The sequence below is a fragment of the Caballeronia insecticola genome, from assembly GCF_000402035.1.
Taxonomy (GTDB): Bacteria; Pseudomonadota; Gammaproteobacteria; order Burkholderiales; family Burkholderiaceae; genus Caballeronia; species Caballeronia insecticola.
In genome coordinates this window covers 2,280,589-2,294,172 of record NC_021287.1, presented here as the reverse complement: position 1 = coordinate 2,294,172, position 13,584 = coordinate 2,280,589, and the positions used below count along the sequence as shown (strand labels likewise).

Here is a 13,584-nt window from a genome sequence, read left to right as displayed (position 1 = left end):
TGGCACATATTCATCTCAAGAACGCGACTCTCGATCTGCCCATTTACGATGTTCAAAGCCGATCGTTAAAAAAGCGGCTGGCATCGTTGCGCAATCGCCATACAGACACGCCGGATCGTTCGAACACTGTTGTATTGCGCGCCCTGGATAACCTTTCGCTGGAGATTGGGCCAGGCGATCGACTGGGTCTGATCGGACACAACGGCGCGGGCAAATCCACGCTTTTGCGGGTTTTGGCAGGTATATACGCGCCGTCTTCCGGCGTGGTTGAAACCGTAGGCAAAACGGTGCCGCTTCTCGATATCAGTCTTGGCATGGATGAAAATTCCACCGGCAGACAGAACATCAGGCTTCGCGGTCTGCTGCTCGGCATGACTGACGAGGAAATTACGCAAAAGGAAGAAGGGATTGCGGAGTTTTCCGAATTAGGAGACTTCCTCGATCTGCCGATCCGCACGTATTCCAGCGGTATGCGTGTGAGACTTGGCTTCGCGATCTCCACGGCCGTCGACGCCGATATTCTGCTGCTCGACGAAGTCATCGGCGTGGGCGATGCGTCGTTCAAGGAAAAGGCCAACCGGCGGCTTGCGGAACTGCACGAGCGCTCCGAGATCGTCGTGCTCGCCCTGCATGACAACAACACGATTCGCAAGACTTGCGACAAGGTCTTGTGGCTCGATAAGGGCGCTGTCCGCATGTTTGGTCCTGCGGAAGAAGCGCTTGCGGCATACGAATCGGCTACCAACTGAAGGTTTCAGTTCTCGGCTCTTGCGCCGACCGGAATCCGTCAAGATTCCTGTTGCGGCGCTTGAGCCGAATGTGAATCAATAAGCCGGGTCGTACTGGTCGCAGGTGTCGCTCGGCGCAACTTCCCGATAAACCGGCTTGGCGTAGAACGACCCGATCACGTTCTCGACCTCATGCATGTGCGTTTCGACTCGAAGCCCGCAGTGAAGGAATGTCGATTCGCGCCGCTGGACCACGCTGCCATAGAGAGCTTCCTCGGTTCTGACGGCGCTTCTCACGTTCTTGCACGACCGGCAACTGGAAACCGTATTCGTACTGACGAGCGCGATAGTCCGAGTCCCGGCTGCTTGCACCGGCAGCACGAGCCGCGGCGGTTCATCGGCCACGGGCGGCGGCTCGTCTTTCATCGCATCGCCTACGCGATCGGTCGCGATCGCCAGCCACGGGTGTCTCTCCTCAAGAAAAGCCCTTGTGCGAGCGAGATTCGCCTCGTGATTGGTGTGTTGCCGCAGCATCGAAGCCGCATGGATGCGGTATTCGGCAAGCGGCGTATCTCCACCTTCAGGCGTCCCGAGTAGTCCACGCTCGGCGAGCTTGCACCAGAATTCGTAATCTTCCCAACCGTGGGGGACGTTTTCGTATCCGCCCACGCAGGCCCACGCGGCTTTGCTGATCAGCGCCATCGCGTCGACGAAATTTCCGCCGATGAACCGCGCGGGATCATACGGCGTGTCGCCCATGACGAACGTGTCGGCTCCGAAAGTGATGATTCGTGGATACACGAACGCGGCGGCGCTGCGCCGAGCCGCTTCCAGGCATTTCTCGGCGCAAGTGGGAAGCAGACGGTTGTCCGCGTCCAGCGTGATCACATAGGGCGTATCGGCATTGTCGAAGCCGACATTGCGGGTCGGGCCGAGCTTCGAATTCACCGTGTTCTGTAGCACAAGCACGCGGTTGAAGCGCTCTTTGTTCGTCTTGCACCATTCGACGACGACCGATAGTGATTGGTCGGTGCTGCAATCATCGACGACGACAAGATCGATGTCCCACAGCGTCTGCGCCGCGACCGATTCGAGCGCCTGCAGCACATACCGCTCATAGTTGAAGAGCGGGATGACAACCGTCACCTGCGAATAGACGAGCCGGTCGTGCTGGAAAACGATTCGGGACGCCGGCACCTCAGGATGCCGGTAAGGCAGCGCCTCCTTCATGGCTTCGAATGCAAATGCGCGTGCCGCCGACTGGCCGCGCAGTGCCATGTCGATCACACTCGCGATCCGGTCGACGCGGCATTCCGGTCCGAACGTCCAAAGCACATGGTTCAGCGCGGCGTGGGCAATTTGCTCGCCGAGTTCGCGATGCTCAATAAGTTGCGTGAACGCGTCGATCCACTGTTCGGTCGTGTCGGCAAGAAACCCGGTGACGCCATGACGAATCGCGCGCCGATACGGGTCTGTGGGAGACGCGATGGTCGGAACATCGACCAGTGCGGCCTCGAAGTATTTGAGCTCGCTCTTCGCTTCACAAAAGAAGTTGCCGACTTCGAGCGGAGCCACGCTCACGTCGAAGCGTGCCATTTCCTTCGGCAGGTCGACCAGAGGAACCATGACTCGCCATTCGATCTGCGATTCGAGCGCGGCCAGTTCGGGGAATTCATGCAGATCAAGGATGGACGTGCCACGTCCATCATGGAAGACGACGAGGCGCGCATGCGGATAGCGCCGCAGAATCTGAGCGACCGCGGGCACACAGACGGCGAAATCCTTCTGATGTGTCTTCGACCCGCCCGCATAGCCGATGCGGAAATATCCGTCCTGCTGTGCGAAGCGGCGTTTGCGCGCCGCTATGCGTGAGACGCTCAGCGTAGTTTCGTTGAAGCCGTTCTGCATCACGAGCGACGGCCGCTGGTGCACTCTGAAGTGCGACGCCAATTCATGCGTGGTGGCGGTGCAGAGATCCGCGGCGAGCATCGTCCGGCGGACGAGCTCGAAGTGGGCGCGAATCACGTCCTCGCGAAAGCCTTGCGAGCGAATGCCGTCGATGTATTTGGTGGTCACGACGCGCGGCTCGATCATGAGATCGTCGATATCGAAGATCAGGAAGGCGCCGCTTTGGCGAACTGCGTCGACCACGCGCGTGACTTCGTGCGACCAGGGCGCACGCCATAGCACGACGATGTCGGCAGCTCGGATCTCATCGAGATAGCTGTCAACCGCTTCCAGCCGATGATGCGTTACCTTGGCGCCCACAGCCCGCGCCGCTTCCGCCCAGTACAAAACGCGATAACGAAAGCCCGGTGTATCAGGCTCTGCTCCGATCCACACGATACGCACGTTCCGATATGACGATTGAACGTCTCTGCGAGCGCCCGGTGCCCGGCTAGCCGGCTCTGGCACGGTGAGCGTTCGCTCGGATGGTGCGGAGCTTGCAGGCTCAGGCACAACTGGCATTGGCGCAGCCGTTACGGGCACTGCTGCCTGCAAAGGCTCTCCTGAGAACAGGCGTTTGAGTGCGCGAATTGGCCCGGTGATCCGCCACGAGGTCGAGGCACGTAGCAGGTCGATGTCGCTGCTTGCCTGCGCGCACTGGTGCTGTGCCATGACAAGCTGCGAATTCGCGTCGTGCGCGCGGGCTTGAGCTTCAGCGAGCAGACTTTCGGTGCGGATGAGCTTTTCGGCGTTCTCGTCCCCTCGCTTGATCTGCTCGCCGAGCAGGCGGGTGATCTCCGCCTTTTCCTTGCTAAGCGAAGAAATCAACGAGCTGATTTCATAGCCTTCTTCGAATCCCTTCATAATGCGCCTTCAATCGAGTTCTTAGACAATGCAAACGGCGCAAACTTCGATAAAGCGTTAAGTCTGTGCCGTGAGAATCAGAGGTGTGTGGTTAAAGGACGATGTCCCGTCTTTTATCGGTGGACGACGGCAATATCGCAAAACATGAATTTTTCGAGCGCAAACCCGACCACCTTCCACTCTTCAGTGGCGAGCAGCTCGTTGACTGCCTGAACCACTCCATACTCGGAGTCGAGCAGGGGATCGACCATCGTATAGTCGTTGAACACGATCATGCCGCCGGGCCTGAGCGTTCTGACGGCTTCGTTTGTGTCGCCTTTGGCGTCGTCGTAGTCGTGCCCGGCATCCACATAGACGAGGTCGAACGAGTTTGCCGGATATCGTGCGAGCTGCTCATGGCTGTAGCCGGGGGAAAGTCTGATCAAGTCGCCGTAATGTGCGAACCGGTCCTGATAGAACTGTTGGTGCGTTTTATTGTGCAGAAGCTCGGTGGTGCTGACTCCCCAAACGCGATCAAGTAGATGTAACTCGAAGGAATCGATTGCATGGAATTCCGTGGGTGCCAGCGTGTCGACGAGGAACTGCGAAAAATCACCGATCGCGACGCCGACTTCCGCGATGGCGCCATGGCGCGGCGCAATCGCTTTGATCATATCTTTGCGATTTGCAAACAGGCACGCGTCCTGAACGTGTTGCGACCGGACTTCCGGATAGGTCAGACGTTTGACGGGCATGAATTGCTCCATTTCTGAGCGATGCGAGTTAGTGAGAGGTCCCACGGCCTTTCAACACCATCGATTTCTCGATACTGACTTGATAATGCTATGCGCCTTCACAGCGTTGCACACTACGATGCTCATCACGCAAGGCGAGATTCAATGCCGCTTTTCCAGAATTGCGCTGAATTCGACACTGCCTTTCGATGCGGCGCACGAGCGGTAACATCCCGATCTCTGACGACAGCCACGATCTCGTGAAACGAAGCATGCGTGGACTGCCATGCATGGCAATCGATATAGTCGCCGACGTCGATAGCCGGAATGAGTGAGAGCAGAAGAGGGCGCACCCACGCAGCATTGGCGAAGCTGCTCGTTGAATCCGTAATCGAGGAAATGCGAGAGCGCAGCACCGTCGCTCATGTGGGCCAGATCGCCGCAGGTAGTCCGGTAATATTTCGGATCGAACCCCAAAGAATGTTGATCGTCGCAAACCATTATTCCGCTCTCCGTTAAACAAAGGCGGGGCGGTTGTCCGGCGAGGCCGCCCATGCGAAACCAGCTTCGAAGTATTCCGACGTGGCCGATACCTTGCAGCGAACCTGATCAGGTGGCAGCGGTTCCCGCCACTCTATCAGGGGGCACTGCGGCACGCGTTACAAACGGAGCCACGGATGACGCATCGTCAATTCGACCTTTAGCCGCGCCGTGGAAGCAGCCGTGTCGGTGCGCAGCATCGACGTACCGTGCACGCGATAGCGAGACAGAACCTCGGGAACGTATGCCGCCTTCATGCCCGCATCGATGAATTTGCACCAGAAATCGAAGTCTTCCCAGCCGCCTTCGATATGCGAATATCCTCCGACCTGTTCCCAGGAACGGCGCGAGATCAACGCCATCGCGTCCACATAATTGCCGCGGCGAAAGCGCTCCTTGTCCCAAAAGTCTGCATAGCCGAGGCGGCGTTCGTTGCCGAAGAATTCGAGTTGCGTGAACGCGGCATCGAACTCGCGGAACTCGATAAATTCGAATAGCCGGCTGATCGCGCGCGGATAGATCTGATTGTCGGCGTCGATCACGAATACGGGATCGGTGCGCGAATAATGGAACGCCGTGTTGCGCGCTTCGGCAAGTCCCTGATTGTCCACGTGCCTGACGAGCAGCGCCCGATCGAAACGCGTGTGATTCTCTTTGAGCCATTCATCGGCCAGTTCGAGCGCGGTCGTATCGGGAGAGTGGTCATCGACCACAATCAACTCGAGTCTTTCGTGGCGCTGTTTCGCAATCGACTCCAGGCATTCGATAATGAACTCGTCGTAGTTGTAGAGACTCACCGCGACGGTCACGCCGTCGATGGCGGCTTCGCGCCGGTTCCGGGTATCGAAGATCGTTTCGAACGGGACGACTCGAGGTGCAGTACGATCAAACATCACTTTTCCTTTTTCGACGAATGATCAGCGATGAACGCAAGCGCCACACGCGTATGCTCGTCGCGAAACCGAGAATCGAAGATGAGGCTCGTCGCATTAGCGACGACTTCGCTCGCCTTGGACTGGCCATCGGCAGACCCGAGAATCCAGTCGATGAGATTGGGAATGTGACGCGGCTCTTCCTGGAAGAAATGGACACCCGGCTTCAGATACGGATGCGGAAGGCAGGGATCAGTGACGACCAACGAACCATGTGCCATGCCCTGACGCACCATCCGATGCCATTCGAAATAAGAAAACTCGTCGCGATGTATGTTCAGGCTGATCTTGGAGCACCTGGACACATGCTCGGCGATACGCGTCAAGGCACCGTCCGCGGAATTGCCATCTAGCGGGCCGAGCGATTGCCGCCTGAAATAAATGCAGGTCGAGTAATCCGCAAACCGTCCGGCGTGTCGTCCGAAAACGCTGTCCCGGCGGGGGCTGTCCGTGCCGAAGAACGAGATGTCGAGGGGACGGTCCGCCCAGTCGTCGAACGTCCGCGCGACATCCCGAGCCGCCTTCGGCAGAACGCGCATTAACGGATGAAGAAGATCGGTCTGAGAAAAACTTGGCTTGCGGCGTTCTATGCCGGGTTCCCAGTGCATCGCGCGAGCGCCTGCGTCCTTGAACAGCTGGGCCGTCTGCGGGGAGATGTCGATGATGCCGCTTGCGCCGAGCATCGCCGGAATGCCTCGCGAGAACCACGGCGTCTGGATCTGCTCGGTGTTATAGACGATCGCGTGTTTGAGCACTTCGTCGCGCAGCCACTCGACGCCGCGGCCGAGCGTGAAGAATTCATGCGGCGCGATGAAGAGGGAAGGAGCCACGCAGGTGCTCATGTCAGCGGTCTCATCCAGCAGCTTCGTTTCAACGCCGACCTGACGGAGATCCTCCGCGAGGTCCGCGGCAATTTCGTTCATGAACACGTTGCCGCGTGAGCTGACGTAGATGTTCACGCACTGGATCTTTGATGCGATGCGGGCCGCGCTCGTTCCGTTGCACGCCTCCTGATCCAGGTTCTCGCGTGCCCGTCCATTCACCATCTCGCCGAGCGCGCGTGCAACAGTCTCGCGCTTGAAGAGCGCGCGCCCCTCCGTTGCTCCGTAGAGAAGCGCGTGTCCCGCATAGTCCGCGCCGGCCGTCCGAACGTCGGGCTGCAGGTCGAAGTAATCTCTCTCATTGAAGCAGCGCAGATTACTCAGGCGTTGCGCGCATTTGTCGGCGAGCGCCGGCGACAAGTAGGGAAGCAGCGGGCTGGCGCCTACGGCCGTAGCCAATCGGTCATTCATTGTCATGACGGGAAAAAGTGACAGGACGTGTCATCGGGAGCCGCGAAGCAGCGTCCGAGACCGCACGATGATCGAACGAAGCGGTCGGGACAGGCGCCAGCTAGTCGAAGTCAGCACGGCGTTGAGATCATGATGCAAAGTTTCGGCGCGCTGACGTTGCTCAATGGCTTCACGACGCAGATGGCCCATCTCGGCATCGAGAGACGCGCTCTTTTGCGAAAGACTCGACGCATCTTGCACGAGTTGCTCGCGCGTGCGCTCCTGCTCCCGCGCGAGATCGGCCCGTAGGCGTTCGCTTTCCCGTGCGAGGTCGGTGAAGCGCTCGCGAAGCGCCTGCTGCTGCAGTTCGAAGCTGCGTTCCACCTTTTCGCGTGATTCGACGGCCCGCATTGCGGTCTCTTCCGCATGAGCGATGCGCGACTTCAGCATGGTCACTTCCTCGATCGCGCTCTCGGCCTGCGCTGCGCGTTCGTTCAGCATGCCAAGGGTATTCGCGAGCTGTACGCGCAACTCGGCGATCAGCTCGTTCAGTTTGGGGTCTTCCGAACCCGCTGTTTCAATGGCTGACGTCACAGCGGGAGTGGCGGCCTCCGGCAACTGATTCAGTGGCGTCGGTGCGTTATCGACAGTCGGCATGGTATTGACGAAAACGACCTTCGGAAAACGCGAATGAATGGAGTGCTCGAACACCGCTCGATTCTTGTAGTACGAGTTCGGCATCATATAGACGTCTTTCTGCAGGAACGCGCTCAAAACCGATACATGAAGCCGGTCGGTCTGCACAGTTGCATAAGGGGAGATAAATGCAGCCATGGCCTGCGTGACATGCGCGCAGAATTGGGGCGAGGTCCAGATGTCGCCGTTCCAGGACAACGAGATATCGATGCTGTCCGCGGGAATCGCCATGTTTCCCGACGCCTCTCCGTCCGTCCGGAGCGCCCTGAGAACGCCTTTGCCGGCTTGAAAGTACTTTTCGAAATGATCGTTCTCGAGAAAGAACACCAGGTCGTGCGAAAGATGCGTTTGAGCCGGATTTGCTCCGTTGAGCAGCGCCAACTGATGCGAGACCTTCTCGCGGCAGAAGACCGTGAGATTCCCGTGTGTCTTCGCCAAAACGTCGGCGAAGCCGACAATGGTGTGCGGCAGCAGCACGACGCGATTCTTTTCTTCGTGCCGGCGAATCAGATCCGCGACATCGTTGTAATGCCCCTCGATCAGATTGCCCCCACCGCCGATGACAACCGTTTCCCCTTCTACGGTGTCTTCCTGGTTATGGGCCGTGAACGATATATTGAACTCCTGGAATAAGGAGTACATCGCGTACGAAATGAAGCCATCGCCTGCGTTGCCGGATTTCGGAAACACATGGACGTGCTGATTCGCGATTGACTTGAGAAAGGCAATCAGTGGATCGTCCGCAAGCACGCGGTGCGTTTGAGTCGCGAATGACGCGACCGAAGTGTTCGTCATGTTAAATCCCTCGGATGTACGTTATCCGCCTTACTTGCCGGCTACGGCAACCGTTTTGTTTCTCTGCTGAACGTCTTGAAGCATGCCGCCCTTGACGAGCACGGAAGCAATCTCGTCCGCGTTTATTGCAAACACTCTGATCTGGCCGGATGTCGTCCAGAACAGGTCGTGGGGAACGTCGAAGGTAAAGCCCGAGTTCTTGAGTGCGTTCAAGTCATAGTAGGCGGCGACATCGGCTCTCGGACCGCTGACGGGCGCGACATAAACCACTGCATTGCCGGCGGTGACGACGACAAACTGTGCCGGTGCCTTTTTCAATGGCAAACCCGCCCAGCCCGAAAAATGGTACTTGCCGTCGACGACTCGTACTTCGTCGACGAAGCCTCCCGATCCGTCAGGATCATGCGGGACGATCCAAGTCTTGTTGCCCGCGACCAGGCGCAGTTCGCCATCACGGTCCTGAAGCGATGCATTGGTTCCGAGCAGCGAGTTGCTGACTTCATGAACGAGCTCGTCTGCGCTGGTGAATTGACGTCCGGCGGGTTTGTCGAGACGAGCGGCAGTCTCGCGGATGTCCGTCTCGGGCGGCGTGCGCATGTAACGCTCGACACGTTCCTCGATGACCACATCCGGCTTTTCCTGCTCCACCATCTTAATGAACAACTCGGCGCTCGGACGACTCCAGACGTAGACGACGCGGCCGAACTGACCGGAGAGATAGGGCGTCATCGCGCCCATGAACGAATCATGGAACACGAGCGCGGTACCCGGCTTGCCCTCACAGGTCGTCGCCGAGAATCCCTGCAGATGACTGACGTCGACTCCCATGGGCGGCAGCGCCTGTGTCTGCCGCAAGCAAGCGAGTTGCCGGGACGTATCCGAGGCCACGTTCGCCTCAGTCCGGGGCATCCGGATCATTTTGGACAAATCGGTGGGCCTGGGTTCTGACTGCGTCGCGAACGAGGCGAGGTCGAGCTTCATTGCGTCGGCGTCATATTGTCCGCCGAGCGAATGCATGAGCGCACGATAGCCTATATACGCGCCGTAGCTGTTCCAGTGCGTATCGGTATGGAAATACAACGGGCCATTGCTGGCAGACTTCTGCGTGAGCAATTGCTGAAACGGCGACACGACATACGGCGACTGGGCCAAGGTATGCGAGAGCGCTTCGAAACGGGATTCGCCGTTGCCGAGCAAGTGCTTCGGGAGCATCTCGGGATAGACGGTATGCTTATCGGGCGCAACGAACAAGCGATACTGGATGTGCTTCGCCGCAAGCCAGTCGCCACGCTCTTGAACGCTGGAGCCCCAGGTACGGACCTGCGCGGGAGAGAAGGCGTCGATGCGCTGGATGTCCTGCAAAGATTGATCGTCCGCGTAAAACAGCCAGTCTTTCTTGCCGGCGATGACGCTCGTCGAACCCGAACGACCGAAAACCGAATAGGCGATTCTCGCTTGCAGGTCGAGCAGCGTATTACGGAATCCAAAGTGATCGTTGATGTAACGCTCGAATTCGCCCGGGTATTGTTCGATGCCGGCTTTACTGAGCGTGAGCGACGGAAAGGGCGCCAACGTGCGCTGCTCGGAATTTCCATCATTACTCGACCACATGCCCAGCAAGGGCACGAAGATGCCGGCAAGAAAGACCGCTGACACGGTAAGCTGATATGTCCTCGTCTTGTCCATGCGCGCTTAAAACCGGAAATAAATGAACGGGTTATAGGTGCTGGCCGCGAGTTGAACCGAGCAGAGGAGAAGAGCCGTCGTGACGGCCAGGGCCCGAACTACCAGCACAAACGACACGTTGCTGTAGACCGAAAGCGTTTGCGCGAATTGCGGAAGCGGCTCGTTGGAATGACTCGGAAAGCGACGGGACACACAGTCGCCGGCCAGAAAAGTCAGCGCAGAAGTCGAAAGGATGATCGCCGCGACAAGCGTGACATAAGTCTGGTCCGTGAGTAACGGCACGATCTGCGGCGCGATGCCTCTCACTTTTGCGGCTCCAAACATGGCTTTCAGAAAATCGACTGCGCGGGGAAGGTTTTCTGCGCGAAAGAAGACCCAGCCGATCATGACCATCAGCAATGTATATGCGGATGCAATATAGCGCGGTGCCTTGTCGACGAGTTTGCCGAACCTTCCGCGTTCGACGACGAGAAGCGTCCCATGGAACATGCCCCAAATGACGAAGTTCCAACTCGCGCCGTGCCACAAACCGCAAAGAAAGAAGACGACCAGCAGATTGAGCTTGACTCGGATCGCGCTAGCGCGATTCCCGCCGAGCGGAATGTAGACATAATCGCGGAACCACGTCGAGAGCGAGATGTGCCAGCGACGCCAGAACTCTCTCACCGATCGCGAGATATACGGGTAATTAAAGTTTTCCGTGAGTTCGAATCCGAACATGCGAGCCAAACCGATCGCCATATCGGAGTAACCCGAGAAATCGAAATAGATTTGCAGCGTGTAACACGCGATACCGATCCACGCCGTTGCCATGGAGAGTTCGCCGGACGGGACCGCGAATGCGTGATCCGCCAACTGCCCCAGGGTATTGGCGATCAGGACTTTCTTCGCCAATCCATACACAAATCTTTCGACGCCGGAGGAAAACCGCGCCACGTTATTACTGCGATGCAGAATCTGCGACGCGACGTCGTGATAACGGATGATCGGCCCTGCCACCAACTGCGGAAACAAGGAGATATAAAGGCCCATATCGAGCGGATTGCGCAGCGCGTCCGCTTCGCGCCGATAAATATCGACAATGTACGAAATTGCGTGAAACGTGAAGAATGAAATACCCACCGGTAACGCCACTTCGTGGACCGGAATTCTGAGCGCCGCGATAGGTGCAATAATTTCGTTCAGATTCGCCGTGAGAAAAAAGGCATATTTATAATATCCGAGTACGAGGATATCGACCGAGACGCCAACTGATAAAATTGCGAATTCGATGCGTCTGTTACGCGTGGTTGCCATCAAAATGCCGATTAGCCAATTGAACGTAATCGACAGAATCATCAAGAAGATATAGCTGGGTTCACCCCAGGCGTAAAATACGAGGCTCGCTAACAAAAGCAGAACATTTCGATATCGCGTCGCCAACCCGTAATAAAGAACGAGAACCGCTGGCAAGAACACATAAAGAAAGATGGCTGAACTGAAAACCAAGATGTCCTCGGATAGTCTGAAGATGCTTATCGCGGAGCAGAGCGTTGCTCTGCGGTCCTGCCGGGCGGGAATGTCAAATTTTATCATCAATGACCGGCCAGGCAAAAAATTTGGCATGGAGCGGGCAGTGTGTCGTCACGAGACTGCAACACTCTTGTTTTCCGTCCGACAACTCGGGCGCCCGGAATTCCTGCGTAGCATGACTGTGCGTCAACGCATCGCCGCGTGTCCCCAGGGTCTATCAATCAGCTGGTAGCGCGGTTCTGAAGGGTCGCTACGCGCTGAAGTCGATTGTGTGAAAATTCGCGTGCGGGTAAAGTGTGACTCCCGTTCACCCGGGCGCGCGCAGCCGTGCACGCTTGAAAAAGAACCCACACGTGTCGCTCGCTGACCGGAGGGGATTCACCCATTTCAGTTACGGAATTTATCGTGCGAAGAAAGCGCACCACTATTGCAGTGGTTATCCCCAGCTACAAGGTGAAAGATCATATCTTGGGCGTCATCGAAAAAATCGGACCGGAGGTGTCGCAGATTTATGTCGTAGACGACTGCTGCCCCGTCAAGAGTGGGGATTTCGTGCGCGAGCGATGTCAAGATGCCCGGGTTCGGGTCGAATATCACGCGCAGAACCAGGGTGTCGGCGGCGCGGTGATGACCGGTTATAAGGCCGCCATCGCAAATGGCGCGGATGTCATTGTTAAGATTGACGGTGACGGACAAATGAATCCGGCCCTTCTGCCGTATTTTGTCCTGCCGATTATCGAAGGCTGGGCCGATTACACCAAAGGCAACCGCTTTTTCGACCTGACTCATATCAGGCGAATGCCCGTTGCGCGTCTGATCGGTAACGCGGGCCTATCGTTCATGACGAAGCTGTCGACCGGTTACTGGAACATCTTCGATCCGACCAACGGATATACCGCAATCAGCGCGCAGGTGGCGAGCCACCTGCCACTGGACAGAATTAGCCGCCGCTATTTTTTCGAAACCGATATGTTGTTTCGACTAAATACATTTCGCGCGGTAGTCGCCGATATTCCGATGGACGCAATCTACGGGGACGAAAAGTCCAACTTGAAAATCTCGAAAGTGCTTTTCGAATTTTCGGGCAGGCACGCCAGTAATTTCTGCAAACGCATTTTCTACAATTATTTTCTGCGCGACGTGACGGCGGCGACATTCGAACTGGTGATCGGCACGCTTTTGTTGCTGTTCGGCCTGGGCTTCGGCATCGAGCACTGGATCTCGGCGATTTCGAGTAAAATCTCGACGCCGCTCGGTACGATCATGGTGGCGGCGCTTCCCATCCTGATCGGGCTGCAATTGGTGCTTGGTTTCCTGAACTACGACGTCGCCAGCACACCGACGCGTCCCATTGGCCGCGTGCTGCCGCGTACGCTCGACGGGCATCTCGCTGTCATGGATGTCATCGAGCCGGCAGAAGGTACCACCGACGGGACCACCGACGGGTCCACCAATCATCCGACTTCCTCATGACCTTTTTGCAGATCGCCTGGACGCTCGCGTGCGTCTTCATCATCGCCAGCGGGCAGTTGCTGTTCAAGAAAGCCGGCATGGAGATTCAACTGGCCGGAACGTGGGCGTCGCCGCGCGCGCTCATCACGGTCGGTCTCGCGTTGTTCATCTACGCCATCGCAACGCTGCTGTGGATCAACCTGCTGCGGTTTGTCGCGCTCAATCGCGCCTATAGCTTCATGGCGCTCTGTTTTGTCATCGTGCCGATCGCCAGTCATTTCGCGTTTGGCGAAACGATCACGCGCGGCTATGCGATCGGTACGGGGATGATCATCTGCGGCCTTCTGGTAGCAAGTCGCTTCGGATAAGAAGCCGCCGCGAGCCGAAGGATCATGTTCCCTCGTGTCGGGGCGAGCAGCAATCGCTGCCAAGTACATCGACGTGTTGC

The 13,584-nt window shown here is 57.5% G+C and carries 9 protein-coding genes and 1 pseudogene; 3 read left to right on the top strand and 7 right to left on the bottom strand.

Annotated elements, in window-relative coordinates:
* Window positions 1-155 precede the first annotated feature (155 nt).
* Window positions 156-749 (top strand): annotated as a pseudogene (locus BRPE64_RS10555) (ABC transporter ATP-binding protein); the annotation flags it as partial.
* Window positions 750-824: 75 nt separating this feature from the next.
* Here the strand turns inward: BRPE64_RS10555 and BRPE64_RS10550 are convergent.
* The 7 genes from BRPE64_RS10550 to BRPE64_RS10515 form a co-directional block, all read right to left on the bottom strand.
* Complete coding sequence (locus BRPE64_RS10550; RefSeq protein WP_016346096.1) at window positions 825-3,539, bottom strand: glycosyltransferase; 2,715 nt, start codon at window positions 3,537-3,539, stop codon at window positions 825-827.
* A 113-nt stretch (window positions 3,540-3,652) separates the two neighbouring features.
* Entirely contained in the window at window positions 3,653-4,273 is a 621-nt protein-coding gene (locus tag BRPE64_RS10545; RefSeq protein WP_044042144.1) for a class I SAM-dependent methyltransferase, read from the bottom strand.
* Window positions 4,274-4,911: 638 nt separating this feature from the next.
* Complete coding sequence (locus tag BRPE64_RS10535) at window positions 4,912-5,685, bottom strand: glycosyltransferase family 2 protein (protein ID WP_016346093.1); 774 nt, start codon at window positions 5,683-5,685, stop codon at window positions 4,912-4,914.
* The gene (locus tag BRPE64_RS10530) at window positions 5,685-7,004 is read right to left on the bottom strand and encodes a hypothetical protein (RefSeq protein WP_144063347.1); all 1,320 of its coding nucleotides are present in this window, start codon (window positions 7,002-7,004) and stop codon (window positions 5,685-5,687) included. The genes BRPE64_RS10535 and BRPE64_RS10530 overlap by 1 nt, the downstream gene beginning before the upstream one ends.
* A 42-nt stretch (window positions 7,005-7,046) precedes the next feature.
* Window positions 7,047-8,486, bottom strand: a complete 1,440-nt coding sequence (locus tag BRPE64_RS10525) for a polysaccharide pyruvyl transferase family protein (protein ID WP_016346091.1) — start codon at window positions 8,484-8,486, stop codon at window positions 7,047-7,049.
* Window positions 8,487-8,516: 30 nt separating this feature from the next.
* Window positions 8,517-10,172 (bottom strand): alginate O-acetyltransferase AlgX-related protein, encoded by a 1,656-nt coding sequence (locus tag BRPE64_RS10520; protein WP_016346090.1) that lies wholly within the window; start codon window positions 10,170-10,172, stop codon window positions 8,517-8,519.
* Window positions 10,173-10,178: 6 nt separating this feature from the next.
* Window positions 10,179-11,660, bottom strand: coding sequence for an MBOAT family O-acyltransferase (locus tag BRPE64_RS10515; RefSeq protein ID WP_044041502.1), 1,482 nt, complete (start codon window positions 11,658-11,660; stop codon window positions 10,179-10,181).
* A gap of 429 nt (window positions 11,661-12,089) precedes the next feature.
* Between BRPE64_RS10515 and BRPE64_RS10510 the strand changes: the two genes are divergently transcribed.
* Together BRPE64_RS10510 and BRPE64_RS10505 are read left to right on the top strand one after the other, a co-directional pair.
* On the top strand, window positions 12,090-13,157 hold the full coding sequence (locus tag BRPE64_RS10510) for a glycosyltransferase family 2 protein (RefSeq protein WP_084675735.1): 1,068 nt from the start codon (window positions 12,090-12,092) through the stop codon (window positions 13,155-13,157).
* A complete protein-coding gene (locus BRPE64_RS10505) occupies window positions 13,154-13,504 on the top strand; it encodes a DMT family transporter (RefSeq protein ID WP_016346087.1) in 351 nt (116 codons plus the stop codon). The genes BRPE64_RS10510 and BRPE64_RS10505 overlap by 4 nt, the downstream gene beginning before the upstream one ends.
* Window positions 13,505-13,584 lie beyond the last annotated feature (80 nt).